At 53.4% G+C, this 18,816-nt stretch carries 17 protein-coding genes; 9 read left to right on the forward strand and 8 right to left on the reverse strand.

Annotated features, from left to right (window positions below; all coding sequences use genetic code 11):
• Nucleotides 1-93: 93 nt before the first annotated feature.
• The 4 genes from mepS to yeiP form a co-directional block, all read right to left on the reverse strand.
• Nucleotides 94-663: a bifunctional murein DD-endopeptidase/murein LD-carboxypeptidase gene (mepS, locus tag NXS97_RS20585; protein WP_013026447.1), complete on the reverse strand. Its 570-nt coding sequence runs from the start codon at nucleotides 661-663 to the stop codon at nucleotides 94-96.
• Nucleotides 664-1,179: 516 nt separating this feature from the next.
• Nucleotides 1,180-1,881 (reverse strand): phosphatase PAP2 family protein, encoded by a 702-nt coding sequence (locus NXS97_RS20590; RefSeq protein ID WP_014594127.1) that lies wholly within the window; start codon nucleotides 1,879-1,881, stop codon nucleotides 1,180-1,182.
• Nucleotides 1,882-1,922: 41 nt separating this feature from the next.
• Nucleotides 1,923-2,900, reverse strand: a complete 978-nt coding sequence (locus tag NXS97_RS20595; RefSeq protein WP_072138168.1) for a GTP-binding protein — start codon at nucleotides 2,898-2,900, stop codon at nucleotides 1,923-1,925.
• A 77-nt stretch (nucleotides 2,901-2,977) separates the two neighbouring features.
• Nucleotides 2,978-3,550 carry an elongation factor P-like protein YeiP gene (gene yeiP / locus NXS97_RS20600; RefSeq protein WP_014594125.1) on the reverse strand — a complete coding sequence of 191 codons (573 nt, stop codon included), beginning with the start codon at nucleotides 3,548-3,550 and terminating at the stop codon, nucleotides 2,978-2,980.
• 284 nt (nucleotides 3,551-3,834) lie between these two features.
• Between yeiP and NXS97_RS20605 the strand changes: the two genes are divergently transcribed.
• The gene (locus NXS97_RS20605) at nucleotides 3,835-4,089 is read left to right on the forward strand and encodes a YkgJ family cysteine cluster protein (RefSeq protein ID WP_014605415.1); all 255 of its coding nucleotides are present in this window, start codon (nucleotides 3,835-3,837) and stop codon (nucleotides 4,087-4,089) included.
• A 160-nt stretch (nucleotides 4,090-4,249) separates the two neighbouring features.
• On the opposite strand, the gene NXS97_RS20610 is transcribed toward NXS97_RS20605, so the two are convergent.
• Nucleotides 4,250-5,632 carry an MFS transporter gene (locus NXS97_RS20610; RefSeq protein ID WP_028715357.1) on the reverse strand — a complete coding sequence of 461 codons (1,383 nt, stop codon included), beginning with the start codon at nucleotides 5,630-5,632 and terminating at the stop codon, nucleotides 4,250-4,252.
• Between the two features lie 475 nt (nucleotides 5,633-6,107).
• Here NXS97_RS20610 and NXS97_RS20615 point away from each other — a divergent pair, with 475 nt between their 5' ends.
• From NXS97_RS20615 to fruA, 6 genes are all read left to right on the forward strand, one after another.
• Nucleotides 6,108-7,139 carry a LacI family DNA-binding transcriptional regulator gene (locus NXS97_RS20615; protein WP_072138166.1) on the forward strand — a complete coding sequence of 344 codons (1,032 nt, stop codon included), beginning with the start codon at nucleotides 6,108-6,110 and terminating at the stop codon, nucleotides 7,137-7,139.
• A gap of 247 nt (nucleotides 7,140-7,386) precedes the next feature.
• Nucleotides 7,387-8,316: a dihydrodipicolinate synthase family protein gene (locus tag NXS97_RS20620; RefSeq protein WP_022623417.1), complete on the forward strand. Its 930-nt coding sequence runs from the start codon at nucleotides 7,387-7,389 to the stop codon at nucleotides 8,314-8,316.
• Nucleotides 8,317-8,631: 315 nt separating this feature from the next.
• The gene (locus NXS97_RS20625) at nucleotides 8,632-9,918 is read left to right on the forward strand and encodes an anaerobic C4-dicarboxylate transporter family protein (RefSeq protein ID WP_116219896.1); all 1,287 of its coding nucleotides are present in this window, start codon (nucleotides 8,632-8,634) and stop codon (nucleotides 9,916-9,918) included.
• A 394-nt stretch (nucleotides 9,919-10,312) separates the two neighbouring features.
• Nucleotides 10,313-11,443, forward strand: coding sequence for a fused PTS fructose transporter subunit IIA/HPr protein (fruB, locus tag NXS97_RS20630; protein WP_116219897.1), 1,131 nt, complete (start codon nucleotides 10,313-10,315; stop codon nucleotides 11,441-11,443).
• Nucleotides 11,440-12,378 (forward strand): 1-phosphofructokinase, encoded by a 939-nt coding sequence (gene fruK, locus NXS97_RS20635; RefSeq protein WP_013026437.1) that lies wholly within the window; start codon nucleotides 11,440-11,442, stop codon nucleotides 12,376-12,378. Before fruB ends, fruK begins: the two co-directional genes overlap by 4 nt.
• A 16-nt stretch (nucleotides 12,379-12,394) precedes the next feature.
• A complete protein-coding gene (fruA, locus tag NXS97_RS20640; protein WP_014605420.1) occupies nucleotides 12,395-14,089 on the forward strand; it encodes a PTS fructose transporter subunit IIBC in 1,695 nt (564 codons plus the stop codon).
• 52 nt (nucleotides 14,090-14,141) lie between these two features.
• On the opposite strand, the gene nfo is transcribed toward fruA, so the two are convergent.
• The 3 genes from nfo to NXS97_RS20655 all read right to left on the reverse strand — a co-directional run bounded on the left by nfo (nucleotide 14,142) and on the right by NXS97_RS20655 (nucleotide 17,356).
• Entirely contained in the window at nucleotides 14,142-14,984 is an 843-nt protein-coding gene (gene nfo, locus NXS97_RS20645; protein WP_014594118.1) for a deoxyribonuclease IV, read from the reverse strand.
• 247 nt (nucleotides 14,985-15,231) lie between these two features.
• Nucleotides 15,232-16,125, reverse strand: a complete 894-nt coding sequence (locus NXS97_RS20650; RefSeq protein WP_112900146.1) for an Rpn family recombination-promoting nuclease/putative transposase — start codon at nucleotides 16,123-16,125, stop codon at nucleotides 15,232-15,234.
• 178 nt (nucleotides 16,126-16,303) lie between these two features.
• The gene (locus NXS97_RS20655) at nucleotides 16,304-17,356 is read right to left on the reverse strand and encodes a YeiH family protein (protein ID WP_014605422.1); all 1,053 of its coding nucleotides are present in this window, start codon (nucleotides 17,354-17,356) and stop codon (nucleotides 16,304-16,306) included.
• Between the two features lie 102 nt (nucleotides 17,357-17,458).
• Between NXS97_RS20655 and NXS97_RS20660 the strand changes: the two genes are divergently transcribed.
• On the forward strand, nucleotides 17,459-17,824 hold the full coding sequence (locus NXS97_RS20660; RefSeq protein ID WP_014605423.1) for a YkvA family protein: 366 nt from the start codon (nucleotides 17,459-17,461) through the stop codon (nucleotides 17,822-17,824).
• A 14-nt stretch (nucleotides 17,825-17,838) separates the two neighbouring features.
• Complete coding sequence (yieE, locus tag NXS97_RS20665) at nucleotides 17,839-18,705, forward strand: DNA-binding transcriptional regulator YeiE (protein ID WP_014594115.1); 867 nt, start codon at nucleotides 17,839-17,841, stop codon at nucleotides 18,703-18,705.
• Nucleotides 18,706-18,816 lie beyond the last annotated feature (111 nt).

Here is an 18,816-nt window from a genome sequence, read left to right on the forward strand (position 1 = left end):
AAGTATTTTTAGGGGGATTCGAGGGATTAAAAAAAAACGCTGCCTGGGCAGCGTTCTGTTTTTCTCTGGCTGAGAGGACATTCGGGAGCTGCATTAGCTCGGGTTGCGACTTAAGACCCGCCGCGCTTCGCGATAACGTTTTTTCCAGTAATCTTCATTAAGGCTGGAGATCATGACACCGCTGCTGGTCGAAGCATGAACAAAGTTGTCATTGCCGAGGTAGATACCGACATGACGGCCCGTTGAGCCAGCACGGAAGAGAACTAAGTCACCCGGTCGCAGTCTGCTGCGAGAAATCTCTTTTCCCGTTCCCTGCTGTTCGGACGTTGAGCGAGGAAGATCCAGACCAAACTGTTCGCGGAACGTACGCTGAACGAAAGCGGAACAATCAATACCACGCTTGGTATCACCGCCAAGACGGTAACGAACACCTTTCCAGCTCGCGTATTGATCCATGATGCGCGTCTTAACATCAACGTTGCGCACCATCTCTTCGAACTCATCCTGAGACGCTTGAAGTAAAAAACCATTCTGGTTGTTAACTTCATGATTCTCGTTTTTAACGGTGTTATGGGTACTGCTACAAGCTGAGAGGAGAGTTGCCAGCGCCAGAGCGGGCGCAATCCGCCAGATATATCTCAGTATTGGTTGAGACTTGACCATTATTCGGGTTTTCCTTCGAAGTCCTTACGACAAGATTGTCGCCAGCCAGATGACAAAACGGAATGAGATTAATAAGCCAGTCAGAACAAGACAATGCTTTAATTATAAAAATGTGTAAATCACCACATTTTATCTATTAAAGAATGCTTAATACCGCGTCTTCTTTTCTCACTGCGACCGAGATTAACCGATTCCAGAGGCCGTGGCGAGCGCTTTTAATCAAATTCTGATAGGTTTTTTTGATACTTATCAAACTTAAATAACTTGTTCACTTTATCAACAGTTATTCAAGGTGATAACAGGATGAAAGGGGTGATCTGGCGCTAATTCCAGGCTTAGTGCGGGCTGGGAGAAGGTCTGCAGAGTAACTATCGTCGAAGGCTGAAGAGAAGTCCTGCATTATCATCGGGTTCGGATGTTTTTTTTGGTTAGCTTGCTAATTATTTCCATGGGTTTTTTATAAGTGAGGGCGGGTTATAATTTAATCATAATTCCGCCCTCGCTAATTAATTACTATTAGGGTTTATTTTTACCCGGTAATTTGTGATAAAACCAATTAACCAGATAATCACTTGCCGGCGTTAATAGCCACCAGCTTAATCCCACTAACGCCACGGAAAGCGATCCGACTGCAATATCGCTAAACCAGTGCGCGCCTGCCATGACGCGTGGCAGCGAGAACAGCCCCACAATGACAACACCCACTAAAAACGTACGTAAGCCGAAATAACGCCACATGAATGCCGCAAAGATAATGAGCATCATGCCATGATCGCCTGGAAAACTGTCGCTTGACGCATCTTTGGCTGGGATACCCGTTAACTCACTGACGCGGTGAACGTTCTCAAAGAACAGCGTCGGGCTGGCGTGTTTTTCTGGGATCAAATGGCCCGCCTGGTTCAAAACGACCGCTGTCAGCAACATCGTAATGCCAATGGCAAACATACGACGGCGGCCCGCAGGCGTTTCCCGCCGCCACAGCCATAGATAGAGTAACCCCATCGCCAGCAACGACACGGCGTCAAAACCGCGAAAGTTAGTGATGGCGACCAGCAGGGCAAACCCTGGGTGATCCACCATTTCATTATTAAACGCGAAGAAAATCCCTTTATCGATATCAAACCAAAACCCGTGATGGGGCGGTAAATACCATGAAAAAAACAGCACCAGTCCCAGTGCGTTAAGCAACAGGATGGTGACAAGGCGTGTTGCGTGCATAATTCTGCCCTAGTAAAAAATAACCGCCGACCTTAATCCTGTCAGCTTAAACGAAACCTCAACAAAGCAGATTGTAAACTATTCCAGTCGGCAGATGAGGAATGAATCATCTCAATGCGACTGTCAGGTGGGGTTGCGGCGAGAATTTCAACATGCACGTCTTCTCCCTGACGGTTAATGCTGACGCATCCTTCGGGGATGCGCAGCACGCCTTTAACCCGATCGACGGGGGCAAGCCGCGCCCATTCCAGCAAAGGAAGGCTATCAAACACCGTTTCGTGGTCAAAAATCCAGCCGCAGGCGACATAACCCTGACCCTCATTCACCGCCCGACGCCATGACGCGCGCCCGTCGAGTCGCAAGGCTGCGATACCGCTGCCCGGGGCCGCAGCGTGATGATGGTGGACCGGATGCGGAAGGGCGCGCGGTTTCCCGCGCGGACTGTCAAGTAACGCCAGGGGAATCTGACCGAACTCGGCAGTAACAAATTCACGATCGTCCTGATGGGCGGCAAGCCACGCCTGGAGGCGCTGCCGATCGGCCTCGCGCCAGCAGTCGCGTTTATTGCCGACAATAATGTCGGCCGCGGCCAGCTGATCGCGAAAGTTTTCATTTTCCGTTACACGCACGTCGGCGAGCTGGCGTGCGTCCAGCAGGGTTAGCGTGGCCTGCAGTTCGATCCAGGGTTGATAAACAGACGACGTCAGCATCTGTAGCAGCTGGCGTGGATGGCCCAGGCCCGTGGGCTCAATCAGCAGGCGGTCGGGCTTGTTTTGTTGAAGCAGCCTGTTTAGCCCGACCTGCATGGGCAGCCCATTAACGCAACACATGCAGCCGCCGGGGATCTCCTTTAACGTCGCGCCACGGTTGGCCAGTAACGCGCCATCAATACCAATCTCACCGAATTCATTGACCAGCACAGCCCAGTTTTCAGTCTGGGGCTTGTGCGCCAGCAGATGAAGCAGCGTGGTGGTTTTTCCGCTGCCTAAAAATCCGGTGAGAAGGTTAACGCGTGTCATGCCAGTGACTCCTGTAGAGAAAGAGGGCGGTGTTATAATATAACACTACCTGTCAACCCGGCGTACAGCGCGCGTTATCAGTCGGCACGTCCCATATAGCGACGCTCGGCAACATGGATGCGAATGCGATCGCCGTTGCTGAGGTACTCGGGAACCTGAATGATCAAACCGGTAGACATTCCCGCCGGCTTAGTGCGGGCACTGGCCGATGCGCCTTTGATACCGGGTGAAGTATCCACAATATCCATGTCCACCGTTTGTGGCAGCTCAAGCGCCAGCACCTGGCCATCCATCGTGAGTACCTGAATGCCGGGAATGCCACCTTCCGGGATGAACAGCAGCTCTTCTTCTATTTGCGCTTTTTTAAAGGAATAGGGCGTGTAATCTTCGTCGTCCATAAAGACGTATTCATCACCATCAATATAGGAGAAGGTAACGCTGCGGCGGCTCAGGGAGATGGCCTCAATGATCTCGTCGCCCTTAAAGCGTTCTTCCACCTTCATACCGGTGCGAACATCGGTAAAACGCATTTTATAAAGCGTTGCCGCACCGCGCGCGCTGGGGCTCTGGACATCAATATCCTTTACCAGCAGCAGTTTTCCATTGTGGGTAACGGCCATTCCTTTTTTGATTTCATTCGCCTTTGGCATTGCTGTTCTCACTTGCAGAGTAATAGTGCGCGCAACGTTACTCGCGCGGTCGTGAACAGGCAAGATAGCGCGAAAAATTTTGTGGTCGGGGGCAACAGCAGGGCGCGTCGGATAGGGCAACCAGGACAGCGATATTTCATGGGTTCTGGCATGACACGGGCCATTTGAGCCCCTGACCCTGTCTTATCTTCTTAGTGGTTAAGCGCTTTTTTCTGTAAAGGTGATTTCGGGCGCGGGGCCCTTCTGCTATCGTGCGCGGTTTACACCTATCCAGGACGTAAACCATGGAATGTCGTACAGGCTGTGGCGCCTGTTGTATCGCCCCCAGCATCTCCTCGCCCATTCCCGGTATGCCGCACGGCAAGCCCGCGAATACCCGGTGCGTCCAACTTGCGGAGAATAATCTGTGCAAAATTTTTGGTTCTCCCCTGCGACCAAAAGTTTGCGCCGGGCTTCAGCCCTCGGCTGACATGTGCGGCAGTAATCGCCATGACGCGATGGATTACCTGATTCACCTTGAGCAGAGCACCGCGCCCTAATGCGTAGCGGTCTGCCGATCCTTAGCGTGTCACCCTGTGCCCTCGACTTATGCCAACGTCCGCCTGTTAACGCTGCTCTGCCTGCGCTTTCCGTGGCGGAACGGGTTTTACAGGAAAGCCCCCGATAGCGATGTATCTGACCCGACGTGATGTTGCCCGTTCAAGGCGATAACTCTTCAAGCGATTTCCCTTTGGTTTCAATGGCGAAGAGCAGGGTAATCATTCCGCCGATTAGGGCAATCACGGCGAACGCAATGAAAACAAACCGGATACCAAATCCAGATACAATGAAACCCACCATCAGCGGCCCAACAGACGACCCGGCGCGCAGCCAGGCGCTGGAAAAGGCAGTACCTGTCGCGCGAAGTCTGGTCGGATACAGTTCGGCAGAATAGAGATAAAGTGAAAAGGCAATTGTTTGCAAAATAGCATAGGCCATGCTGCCCAATATCAGTATCTGCCATGGCGTATTGGCACCCAGTACACACAGCACGATGAGCGGAATAATGGCCAGCATAAATGCCCAGGTGTACCAGCGCTTACGGCCTACTTGATCGATCTTAAAGGCACAAATGACAGAGGCAATAACACCACAGGTAGAGGTAATCCATCCATAGGCCAGGCTGGTTTCTAATGGCAGATGAAACAAGGTTCTGTACATAGTGGGAAACCAGGTAATCATGCCGTTGTTAACGGTATAAACCGTGAGCCACAATCCCCACAGCATAAACGTGCGGGATTTGTAGATACCTGAAAACAGCGCCTTTACGCCGCTTGACGAGGCGGGCATCACCGGTACGGGTTTTATTACAGGCTCGGGTAATGACATACCACGACGCAGGGCTTCTGCTTCAAACAACTGAACGACTTTTTCAGCCTGTTGATGGCGGCCTTTAGAGACTAACCAGCGCGGAGACTCTGGCATAAACCAACGCAAAGGTGCCGCCAGAGCTGAAGGGATCAGGCCAATAAGAAACATGATTTTCCAGCCATAAATGGGCACCAGAAAGAATCCGATAAGGCCAGCACACATCATGCCGACTGGAAAGATCACTTCATAAAGCAGAAAAAACCGACCCCGCTTCTTTGCACCGACAAATTCGTTGATATAGGCACTGGCAACGGGAACCTCAGCACCAATGCCCAGTCCCTGCAAAAAACGAATGATCAGAATTGACCAACCGTTCCAGGCGAACAGGCAGGCGGCATCCATAATCACAAACATCACGATGGTGATACGTAAAACACCAATCCTGCCAATTTTTTCTGCCAGCGTACCAAAAAAGAGCGCTCCCACCAGTTGCCCAATATAGCTGGCTGCAATGATCAGACCGACGAACGTCGGCGTAAGCCCCCATTCCTGCGTCAGTTGTGGCAGGGCAAACGCGATGGCAATAATGGTATAGGCATCAAAAAAAGTGGACAGCCCTACCACAACACGAATCGCCATTAACCGGCGTGTGATGGGCAATCGCTCAAGCCGTGCCAGTAATACTGATGCGTCGGCGGGATGAGCGTGGCAAGCGATAACCTGAGTTGACATAGTTACACCCTGTTGCGTGATGGATATGGGGCAAACATGCAAGACGACGCGCGTTCCTGAGCCATGCATTTGCAGCCCACTCACTGACGGTGGTTGCATAAAACCTGTGCAAAACGGATGGTGTGAAAACGTTAATGCAATCGTTTTCACATGAGTTATCGTTGGTTTAATATCCCGCTGCGTCAATTAAGCGGCTTGATTAATTGTTAACGTGTTCACATTCCGCTCTCAGGCAATCGAAAAAGCGTGAAACAGGTCATACTCTCTTCAATAGCCTTTATGGGGACGCTCAGGCTGGGGAGAACAATGAGAGCCTAAGCGTTGAAAATCGTATTCTTCAGGCGTGACGACAAAGAGAAATGCCGCCCCTAGGCAGTGCATGTTAAGGGCGTATCCCGTTGTTATAGCGTCTGTTGTATAGTATTGCCGTCTGCAGAGGGATCTTTGCCACCCACATTAATCCTCGGAGTGATATATGGATCAGGAAAGCCAGGAAAAGGAACAGTCGGATAAAAGGCTGATAACGATGCGTGATGTTGCTAATGCCGCGGGCGTAAGCATCTCCACCGTGTCGCGAATTCTGGATGAGAGGCTTCCGCAGTCAAAAAGCGCGTCAGCTGAAAAGGTTCGCCAGGTTGCCCGTGAACTTGGCTATCGGCGTGATTATGTTGCCTCCAGCCTGCGCAGGGGCGATACCGGCACGCTTGGCGTTCTGGTTCCGCGTATGACGGATGCGGTGACGGCGATGCTGTTTGAGGCTATCGCGACAGCAGCTTCACGACGCGGCTATTTTGCCATCGTGGCAACCTGTGGTGACGATCCGCAACAGGAAAAAGCGTCCGCAGAATCACTACTGGACAGACGCGTTGACGGCCTGATTCTTTCAACCTGTCGTCTGGGCGATCCGCTTCCCCAGACCCTGCGGGAGCGCGAAATACCGCACGTGCTGGTATTGCGTACGGATGGCGTAAGTCCTTCTTCCGTTGGCGATGACGAAATGGGCGGCTACCTTGCAGCGCGTCATCTGATCGATTTAGGACATAAAAAAATCGGGATGATTGGTGGACCGGATTTTGCGTCCAATGCGTTGAATCGTCGAAAAGGTTTTGAACGGGCAATGAGTGAAGCCGGTTTGCCTGTTCGGCCAGAATGGTGCCGTTCGTCTGACTTTAATATCAAGTCAGGCGAAGATGTGGGGTCGTCAATGTTGAACCATCCCTCGCGGCCTACCGCAATTTTTGCCGTCAATGATGAGATTGCGATTGGGGTCATGGCTGCGGCGCATCGTGCAGGCATGACCATCGGTAAAGACCTGTCACTGGTCGGATACAACGATATCCCCCTTGTCAGCCGCTTGCCTGTCGCATTGACCTCAGTGCGAACACCGCTGGAACATATTGCCGGGAATGCTGTAGATATGCTTATCCATGGCAGGCATGAACCCCATTTATCGACCATTATTCCTACGTTGATTCCGCGAAAATCCACGTCTTCTCCTCATCAGTAATCGTTCCTTTAATGACCGCATTGCGAATGTAATGTGGTCATTAACCCGCTGGGATCCCGATCGCAAACTCTCTTCGTCTCCCAAAGCGTTTTGTGATAACTGCCTCATTTATCAATCGCCGCTGGTTGACGCGATGAAATTAGATTGCCAATTTATCTTATGTGAAAACGATTGCAGTAACGTTTTCATATTGTGTTCACTTTGACTGAACCTGTGACTAAAAGTATTTCACATCAAGGAGTTAATCATGATTAATATCGACCTCAGAGGTTTAACCCCTGCGCCTGTCACCCCATTCACGCGCGAAGGGCAAGTGGATTTTGACGCGATTCAACGTCTGGGCAGTTGGCTGGGAAGTATCGACGGCGTAAAGGGGCTGGTGGTCCTGGGTCATGCTGGCGAGGGCACCTTTCTGACGCAGGATGAACAGGCCGACGTGATTCGGGCATTTGTAAAATCGGTCGAAGGCAAAATCCCCGTTATTGCCGGTATTACCGGGGAAGGCACCGAAGTCGCGGCGCGTGAGGCAAAACGCGCTGTCGAGGCCGGTGCGGCTGCCGGTTTGCTCTATCCCTCACACGGCTGGTTGCGTTTTGGATACCAGGACGGCGCACCTCAGGATCGCTACCGCGTCGTGTATGAAGAGAGTGGTTTACCGCTTATTTTATTCCAGTACCCGGATGTGACCAAAGCCACCTATAACCTGAAAACGCTGCTGGATATTTCCGCGCAACCCGGCGTGTTTGCGATGAAAAATGGCGTGCGTAATATGCGGCGGTGGGATACTGAAATTCCCGTCATCCGCCGTGAACGTCCCGATCTACAGATTCTGACCTGCCACGATGAATATCTGCTGCATACCATTTTTGATGTTGATGGCTTCCTGGTGGGCTACGGCAATATTGCCCCTGAGCCGCTGATTGAAATGATTAACGCAGGTAAAGCGCAGGACTATAAGAAAGCACGTGCTTTACATGATCGACTGATGCCTGTGACTAAAGCGGTTTACCATCGTGGCTCACATATGGAAGGCACTGTCGCACTCAAACATGCGCTGGTTGCGCGTGGCATTCTGGAACATGCCACTGTCCGTTCACCGCTGTTACCGCTGGGTGAGGGAGCGGCCGAAGAGATTCATGCCGCAATGCGTTCTGCTGAGCTGGGCCGGGTGAAATAAAACGGGCGAGTCTGGCAGGCAGGGCGCCTTCATGTGGGAACTGCCTGTCGTCGAGGCCTAAGGCTATTCAACGTATCTCTGGGATAACCCGGTTTACTGACCGGCAGCCAGCCAGAGAAAAAAGGCATCAGCGCGAAAAGAATTTACACCCTCAGTGCACCTGATACGCAGAAAACGGTTATTTAGCCGCGTGCCATTTCTCTGTAGGACATACCGACAAATAACCCGTTGCAACCTTGCGGAGTGAAAGGAAGCCTGTACCGGCCTTCAGTGTGGGCTGGAACGGTGTAAACCGCAGTCAGAAGGAATGGGATCATGCTACTACTACAGTTTATGACCGTGCTTTTTTTTCTGTTTTTGGGAATGCGTATTGGCGGTATCGGTGTGGGGTTTGCAGGTGGGGCGGGTGTAATCATGTTGTGCGCGCTGGGTGCCACGCCTGGCGATCTGCCCATGCTGGTAATGGTATTTATTATGGTGGTGATCGTCGCCATATCGGCCATGCAACAGGCAGGCGGCATGGATTATCTGGTGCAACTGACAGAACGTGCCTTACGTCGCTATCCGCGGTTGTTGGTGATTACGGCACCGCTCTCAACCTGGTTACTGACCATGATGGCCAGTACCGGGCAGGTCTCTTTTGCCTGTATGCCCGTGATTGTGGCTGTGGCCAGAGATAATCACCTTCGTCCAACCCGCGCACTAGCGCTTTCCGTTGCCGCATCCTTACTGGGCATTGTGGCTTCGCCCATTTCTGCCGCCGTGATTTTTCTCTCTGGGATTCTGGAACAGGGACCGCATGGTTGGGGCTATATTGAACTGATTACCGTGACCATTCCCGCCACCTTCATGGCGCTTTTATGTTCCGCCTTGTTTTACCTGTGGTGGGATCGCTTACGTCACACAGACCAGCTTGAGCATCAGGATGATGCGGTAAACACCGTACAGCATTCGCATTCCGCTCTCCACGGCAGACGTTCAGTACTGATTTTTATTGTCGGCCTGGTGACAGTGCTGATTTATGCCATTATCAGCAGCCCTAAAATGGAGATCATTACTCGCCCCGTTCTCAATAGCGGACAGGCACGGATTGCCGTAATGCTAACGGTGGCGATGGCTATCGTCATGTTCTGTCGGGTGAATGTGCATACGATTCCGGGATCGTCGGTGTTTAAAACCGGAATGACGTCTTGTATATGCATACTGGGTGTGGCCTGGCTGGGTTCCACATTTATGGAGAGCAATCGTCTGTGGTTGCAGGATAGGGTGGCGAGCTATTTTCTGGATTCCACATGGTTACTGGCGTTGATTATCGTACTGGCATCATGTTTTCTCTATTCTCAGGCGGCATCGACCAAAATTTTATTTCCGATGGCCTTAAGTATGGGCATTGCGCCCGCCACGCTTGTTATCTGTTTTCCCGCTACCGCGTCCCTGTTTATCTTACCGAACTATCCCACATTGCTGGCCGCCGTTGCGCTGGATGATACGGGATCCACCCGCCTTGGCCGACGGATAATCGATCACCCATTTATGCTGCCTGGCCTGCTGGCTACCGGTCTGTCGATGCTTTTTGCAGCAGGTTTAGCAAGGCTGTTCTAACCTTAAGGACATCATGAGGGTAAAAGGCTAAGCCCCTTTGCCGCCATGCTGTGAAGCCCGTGCTGGTGGATTATCACTGTCTGGCAACGTGCCTCTGAGAGGTTAACGTTACCCTGTTTGCAGCGTCTGCTGACGCTGCTGAAATCACGCTCAAAAAATCGGCCTCGTGTCGTCCAGACTTCAGCACTATTTTTAAGAAAATTCCGTAACCTCTCTGAATTGTGCGTAATGTCAAAGATCTGTTATGCCGTTTACGCATTTTCTTGCCTGCAAAGCCAAGCTGAATAACAATCCCTGAAACGTTTCAGCGTTGCTGTGACAACCTTCACCAGGTCAAACAGCAAGATTCAACACCATTGAGCTGAAACGATTCAATCAGCAAGCGAGGAGAATTATGTTCCAGCTCGAATTGCAGGCCATCCATACCGGAGCCAGCGCCCAAAATAAAGAAGATGCGATTCGTCAGGTTGCGGCGGCACTTACCGCTGCGGGTAACGTGGCGGAAGGTTATGTCAACGGCATGCTGGCGCGTGAGCAGCAAACCTCAACCTTTTTGGGTAATGGCATCGCCATTCCTCACGGCACCACCGACACGCGCGATCTGGTGCTGAAAACCGGCGTTCAGGTCTTTCAGTTTCCTCAGGGAATTGCCTGGGGCGACGATCAAACGGCCTATGTCGCGATTGGTATTGCCGCGAAATCTGATGAACATCTGACGTTGCTGCGCCAGCTGACGCACGTACTGAGTGACGACAGCATCGCCGAACAGCTTAAAACGGCCTCTGCTGAAGATCTGCGTGCGCTGCTGATGGGTGAGAAGCAGTCAGCTGAATTCAGCTTCGATACTTCATTAATTTCCCAGGATGTCAGCGCACGTGACCTGATAACGCTGCAGGCCGTCAATGCCGGCCGCTTACAGGCTGCGGGTGTAGTTGATGCCAGCTATGTTGCTGAGGTGGTTTCCAGTAAACCGCTGAGTCTGGGGCAGGGCATCTGGTTAAGCGACAGCGGCAAAGGCAATCTGCAAAGCGGTGTGGCCGTCAGCCGCGCGGCGACAGCCTTTGAACATGAAGGTGAATCCGTGGCAATGCTAGTCAGCGTGGCCGCCGTCGATGACCGCCCGCTGGAGGTACTGGGTTACCTGAGCGCACTGCTGCATGGCAACAAAGCCGACCGTTTGCTGAAAGCCGATGCGGCAGGTGTTTATGCCCTGCTAACCAGCGAAGTTGACGAGCAGGCAGACCAACTGACGGCTGAATTTACTATTCGCAACGAGCATGGCTTACATGCGCGTCCGGGGACCGCCCTGGTGAGCGTGATTAAACAGTTCAACAGCGACATTACGATTACCAACCTGGATGGCAGCGGTAAACCTGCAAACGGACGCAGCCTGATGAAAGTCGTTGCGCTGGGTGTGAAAAAAGGTCATCGCCTGCGTTTTACTGCCAGTGGTGAAGATGCCCAACAGGCGCTGACGGCTATCGAAGAAGCCATCAACAGTGGCTTAGGTGAGGGGGCGGCATGACCAGACGTGTTGCAACCATCACGTTGAATCCTGCGTACGATCTGGTCGGTTATACGCCTGAAATTGAACGTGGTGAAGTGAACCTGGTGAAAACCACTGGCTTACATGCTGCCGGGAAAGGCATCAATGTGGCGAAAGTGCTGAAAGACCTGGGTATCGACGTAACCGTTGGTGGCTTTCTGGGTAAAGACAATCAGGATGGTTTTCAGCAGCTCTTTAGTGAACTGGGGATCGCCAACCGTTTTCAGGTCGTGAATGGCCGCACGCGCATTAACGTCAAGCTGACTGAGCAAACCGGTGATGTGACCGATCTTAACTTTTCCGGTTTTCAGGTGACGGCTCAGGACTGGGATCGCTTTACCAGCGACTCATTAACCTGGCTGGGCCAGTTCGATATGGTGTGCGTGAGTGGCAGCCTGCCGGAGGGGGTGGATCCGGATGCCTTTACCCGCTGGATGACTGAACTGCGTACGCACTGTCCCTGCATCATCTTTGACAGTAGCCGCGAAGCGCTGGTGGCGGGCCTGAAAGCCGCGCCCTGGCTGGTTAAACCTAATCGTCGCGAGCTTGAGATTTGGGCAGGGCGCAAGCTACCTGCACTCCAGGACGTGATTGACGCAGCGCACGAGTTGCGTGAGCAGGGCATTGCACATGTGGTGATTTCTCTGGGTGCTGAAGGCGCACTTTGGGTCAATGCCTCAGGTGAATGGATAGCTAAACCGCCGGTGTGCGAAGTTGTCAGCACCGTTGGCGCAGGTGACTCCATGGTAGGTGGCCTGATTTATGGCCTGTTAATGCGTGAATCCAGTGAACATACGTTGCGTCTGGCTACTGCGGTAGCCGCGATGGCTGTCAGCCAGAGCAACGTCGGCGTGACCGATCGTACCCAGTTGGCCGCAATGATGGCGCGCGTCGACTTACAACCCGTTAACTGACAGCAGGAGAGCGATAGTGAAAACGCTGCTGATAAAAGATCCTTCAACAGGACTGGCTTCTGCCTACATGGCAAAACAACGTCTGGCCGCTGCGGCTGCTCAGGCTGGTATAACGCTAACCGAAAACCCGGCCGAGGCCGAACTGGTGATCGTCACCGGTAAAACAGTACCAGAGGATGCCGCGCTGACGGGGAAATCCGTGTGGCTGGGCGATGTGCAGCAGGCAGTCAGTGAACCTGAACTGTTCCTGAATCGTGCCAAAGCCGAAGCGAAACCCTGGCAAGCCAGCGTGGCAGCACCTGCTGCCGTTGCCGCTGTGCCAGCGAATGGGCCAAAACGTGTGGTTGCTGTGACCGCTTGCCCAACGGGCGTTGCGCATACCTTTATGGCGGCCGAGGCAATCCAGGCGGAAGCGACCAAACGCGGCTGGTGGGTTAAAGTTGAAACCCGTGGCTCTGTAGGGGCCGGTAACGCGATCACCCCTGAAGAAGTTGCCGCAGCCGATCTGGTTATCGTGGCCGCGGATATCGAAGTGGATCTGGCTAAGTTTGCGGGTAAACCGATGTACCGCACCTCAACTGGTCTGGCACTGAAAAAGACCGCGCAGGAGCTGGATAAAGCCGTGGCAGAAGCGAAGCCTTATAAACCTTCTGGCGCGCAAAACAGTTCTCAGGAAGAGAAAAAAGAGGGCGGCGCGGGGGCTTACCGTCACCTGTTGACCGGCGTCTCCTACATGCTGCCCATGGTGGTGGCGGGTGGCTTGAGTATCGCGCTATCTTTTGCGTTTGGTATCACGGCCTTTAAAGAGCCCGGTACGCTGGCCGCTGCCCTGATGCAAATCGGTGGCGGGAGTGCCTTTGCACTGATGGTTCCGGTTCTGGCGGGCTTTATTGCCTTCTCAATCGCGGATCGTCCTGGTCTGACGCCTGGCCTGATTGGCGGTATGATCGCCACCAGCATCAACGCGGGCTTCCTTGGCGGCATCATCGCCGGTTTTATTGCGGGTTATGCGGCCAAACTGATCAGCGGTAAGGTGAAGTTGCCACAGAGTATGGAAGCGCTAAAACCTATCCTGATTATTCCGCTGTTTGCCAGCCTGATCACCGGCTTGCTGATGATCTACGTGGTAGGTAAACCGGTCGCGGGCATCATGAGCGGTTTGACCAGCTGGCTGGCTAACATGGGTACCGCGAATGCAATCCTGCTGGGCGCTATCCTGGGTGGCATGATGTGTACCGATATGGGTGGTCCTGTTAACAAAGTTGCTTACGCATTTGGCGTCGGCCTGCTGAGTTCACAAACCTACGCACCTATGGCCGCGATTATGGCTGCCGGTATGGTGCCACCGCTGGCGATGGGGCTGGCGACGCTGGTTGCGCGTCGTAAATTTAACAAAGGTCAGCAGGAAGGCGGTAAAGCCGCGCTGGTTCTGGGTCTGTGCTTTATTTCAGAAGGTGCAATTCCGTTTGCGGCCCGTGACCCGATGCGCGTCCTGCCATGCTGTATCGTCGGTGGCGCAGTAACCGGTGCCGTATCCATGGCGATTGGTGCCAAGCTGATGGCGCCGCACGGTGGCCTGTTCGTTCTGTTAATCCCGGGGGCGATTACGCCGGTCGTGGGTTATCTGATGGCGATTTTGATTGGTACCGCGATTGCCGGATTAGGCTATGCAGTACTGAAGCGCCCGGAAGAAGAGCTGGCGAAAGCCTGACAGGTAAGACGACAAAGGAGCCGCAAGGCTCCTTTTTCTTATTTCTTATTTCTTAACGTTGTTCTGACTTAAGCCAGGCAATTTCATCTTTCCAGATATCGGGATTAATAGTTTCCAGAATCAGCGGAATACCATCGAACCGCGAATCCTTCATCATCCAGCTAAAGACGGTTTTACCGATATTCCCCTCACCCAGGCTGTGATGACGGTCAACCCGGCTGCCCAGCGTACTTTTGGCATCATTCAGGTGCATCCCGCGAAGATAGTTAAAACCCACCACGCGCTCAAATTCGGCAAAGGTCTCCGTGCAGGCGGCTTCACTGCACAGATCGTATCCGCCCGCGAAGGCATGGCAGGTATCGATGCAAACGCCGACGCGCGACTTATCTTCGACGTGTTCAATGATGGTCGCCAGATGTTCAAAGCGGAACCCCAGGTTGCTGCCCTGACCGGCGGTATTTTCGATAACGGCGGTCACGCTGTGGGTTTGATCCAGGGCGATGTTAATTGACTCGGCGATGCGCTTTAAGCAGGTCAGCTCATCAATTTGCTGTAAATGACTGCCCGGATGAAAATTCAGTAGCGTCAGCCCCAGCTGTTCCGCGCGCTGCATTTCATCTACGAACGCATCGCGCGATTTTTGCAACGCGTCCATGACCGGATGCCCCAGGTTTATCAGATAGCTGTCGTGCGGCAGAATCTGGCCCGGTCCAAAATGATATTTCTCACAGGCAGCGCGGAAGGCGGCGATGGTTTCGTCTGACAGCGGGGCGGCTTTCCACTGACGCTGGTTCTTCGTGAACAGCGCAAAAGCCGTGGCTTCCAGTTCGTGGGCGCGGAGGACCGCCTGATCCACACCACCCGATGCGCTGACGTGCGCGCCAATATACTTCATGCCGTTCTCCTGAAGGATTTAACTCAGATTGAACGGCATGATACACGATGGCGCTGTGGCAAAGCGCGGTGCGCAGGAAATTTTTAGCGAGGTCAGGAGGGGGCATTATCAGGAATACAGCCGTGCCACAAAGGGCTCGCTGTTTTCACCCGAATACGCGAAAAGTCTCAGAAAAGGGGCCGGGCGTGAGGCGAAACCGGCCGGTGCCGAATCGACCTTGTCTGTCGGAAGAAGACAACGCAGCGGATCAGTGGCGGAGTTTCGCCAATTCGTCTTCGGTCAGGCCGGTCATTTTAATCACGGTCGGGCGATCAAGGCCGTTATTTAACATGGTCTGGGCAATCTTCAGCGCTTCTTCCTTCCTGCCTTTTTCAATGCCTTTTTGTTCCAGCTGTTCTGCAATGGTCATCAGAGCCTCTCCGTGTTGCGGCACCCGCTGTGCCAGCTTATGAACAAAGGTTTGCGCATCTGAAGCTTCGCCCACCTGTATCATGTAGTTTACCAGCGATATCACCAGCGATGAAGAGAGATGTTTATGTAGAAGAAGACTGACCAGGCTGTCAATCAGGGCTGTCAGGTTTCGCTGGTGGATATGCTTTTGCAGTAAGGTTAAGGCGGCCATGCTGCGATGGTGTGCAATCTCCTCGTCAGGGATAATCGTCACATCAACCAAAGGGAAAGCCGTGGTGTACAGTGCGCCCGCGATGTCCGGTCGGGCAAATTCATCGAGCCAGCAGAGGGAATAAGGATACGGGCTGCGTTTACCGGTATAGAACAACATTGGGATAACCAACGGCAGTGTTTTATGCCCGGCCTGCAGGTGGCGGTGCATGGCGGCAACCGCATAGCGCATCAACCTGAAGGCCATATGTTGATCCGGACCGGACTGATGCTCGATAAGCACGTGGATGTAGCCTTCCCCGGATGCGGTTTTAAGGCTGTAGAGCACGTCGCTGAAATACTGACGCAGATCGTCTTCGACAAACGAACCCGATTCCAGTTTAAGGGTGGACAGGTCGCAAAGGGCGCGTAACGGTTCTGGCAGGTGGATCGCCATAAAATCCTGCGCAATATCGGGCTGTGTCAGAAACTGCCTGAACAGGGCATCGTGAGGCGTTGCCGTGGTGGTTTTTATCTTCATCCGTCCCGGCTCGAAAAAATGACCCGCCTAAAATAGGGCAGACCGGGGCGTTCGCCTAATAACGGCGCAGTAATGTACGGCGCGTCTCGCAAATCTCCGCGTGTGGGGCAGTGAAGGGGAAGTGGCCGCCATAACCGGCCCCGTCAAGGGCCGGTCAGGAAGGGAGAGGGCTGCGTGCTTACGCCATGAGGTGCTGGACCAGCAGATTAATAGTACCGCCACCCACAATCAGCCAGACAAATACCAGTGCTCCTAACAGCACAGGCTTAAATCCGGCAGCGCGCAGGGCAGTAAAGCGGGTAGTTAAGCCCAACGCTGCCATTGCCATGGTCAGCAGGATCCCGCCGAGGGTATTTAATGTGTTAACCCACCCGGCCGGCAACCAGTGCAGGGAGTTGAACAGAGCGACAGCAACAAACATTAAAGCAAACCACGGAAAGGTGACCGGCTGTGCGCTATGCTGTGCTGTCTGTTCACGTCGCAGTACACCGCTCAGCAACAGTAAAAACGGAGCCAGCATCATCACCCGGAGCATTTTCGCAATGACTGCGCTGCTCTCGGTTTCGGGCGCAATGCTGTGCCCGGCGGCGACCACCTGGGCCACTTCGTGGATCGTCGAACCGGTGAAAACACCAAACTGTGTCAGACTGACGGCAGGGAAAAGGTGATGAACCCATGGCCACAGCAAGGGATAAACAAAGATCGCCAGGGTGCCAAACAGCACGACCGTTGCCACGGCCACCGCCACCTTTGAGGGGGCCGCTTTCACGACTGGCTCTGTGGCCAGTACGGCAGCGGCACCGCAGATGCTGCTCCCCGCACCGATTAACCACACGGTGTCACGATCGAGCCTTAGCAGGCGCCTGCCCAGCAGGCAGGTTATAAAAAACGTGCTGCTCAGGGTCAGTACATCAATAACGACGCCGCTCAGGCCGACATCCGTGATTTGTTGTAAGGTGATGCGAAATCCGAACAGTATCACGCCCAGCCGGAGCAGTTTTTGTTTGGCCAGCAGTACGCCAGCGTCGCACTGACCGGCCATCGGGGAATAAACACTGTTCCCGATAATGATGCCCAGCATAATGGCCAGAGTTAACGAACCCAGCCCCAGATTCGAGACGGCAGGTACCTGCGCCAGCAGCGCCGTGACGCTGGCAAGGGTACCGCATAGCAACAGGCCTGGCAGCCATTGCTGCACAGTGTGAGATTTTGAAATGCTGATGTCGGCCATGATTACGCTCCTGGTTGAGCACGCATCATCGCGCCAGGTTTGTTAAAAGTGAAATTGATTATATATTTATAATCTACCGCTATAAGTGATAAGGCAGGATATATGCTGTTCGCACGACTGGGGCGCTTAATCACGCTCATCAAAAGAGATGTTTTAACGCTCGCCTATGCCTGCCGCGATCCCCGAACGCCGCTGTGGTGTAAAGGCGCGGCCGTGGGACTCATGGCGTACGGCATCAGCCCCATTGATGTAATCCCTGATGTCATCCCGGTCGTCGGGCTACTTGATGATGCAGTGATCATTCCCACCGGCGTCATGTTGCTGCTGAAAATGTTACCCACGGAAGTGCGCGCCAGCAGCGCAGAGCGTGCCCGGCAGCAGCGTGCACGCGGTAAAACCCTGTTCGGTGTGCTGGGTGTGGTTTTTCTGCTGTGGATAGCCCTGATGGTTTACCTCTTACAGCGTTAGATTCAGGAGTCTCCATGCACATTACACTGCGACAAATCGACGTTTTTACCGAAGTGCTGAAAAGCGGCTCCACCACGCAGGCTTCTCAGGTGCTGGCCTTGTCCCAGTCAGCCGTCAGTGCGGCACTCGCCGATCTGGAAAACCAGCTTGGCGTTCAGCTTTTCGACCGTGTAGGTAAGCGACTGGTAGTGAATGAACACGGCCGGTTACTATACCCGCGGGCCGTGGGCCTGCTTGAACAGGCGACGGAAATCGAACAGCTGTTTAAAGAAGATAACGGGGCTATCCGAATTTATGCCAGTAGCACAATCGGGAATTACCTGTTGCCGGGGATGATTGCCGGCTACCGCCGTGATTTCCCGACCTTACCTTTAGAGCTGAGCGTGGGAAACAGCCAGGACGTGATCATGGCCGTGTCTGAATTCAGGGTTGATGTCGGGTTAATCGAAGGTCCCTGTCATATGACGGAACTGGTAAGCGAGCCTTGGCTTGACGATGAGCTGGTGGTGTTTGCCGCGCCGGATGCTGCCATTTTACAGCAGCCGGTGACGCTGGCATCGCTGGCGGAGGCCACCTGGATTCTTCGCGAACGGGGTTCAGGGACGCGCGAAATCGTTGATTACCTGCTGCTGTCTCATCTGCCGACCTTCCAACTGGGCATGGAACTGGGCAACTCCGAAGCGATCAAACATGCCGTGCGTCACGGCATGGGCATTAGCTGTTTATCCCGCCGGGTTATTGCCGACCAGCTCAGTGCCGGAACGCTCATTGAGCTGAATACGCCTTTGCCCAATTTGACGCGTACGCTTTACCGTATTCATCACCGGCAAAAACATATCTCAAAGGCGCTGTCACGGTTTTTGTCCTACTGCCGGGAATAACCGCAGGGGGAGGCTGATGATGAAATAAGCGGTTCAACCCCTTGAAATTCAGGGAGACAGGCGTTGCCGCTAATAATCTGCCGCCTATCATGAAGGTAACTTATATCAACG

Source organism: Pantoea sp. B623, from assembly GCF_024814475.1.
Taxonomy (GTDB): domain Bacteria; phylum Pseudomonadota; class Gammaproteobacteria; order Enterobacterales; family Enterobacteriaceae; genus Pantoea; species Pantoea ananatis.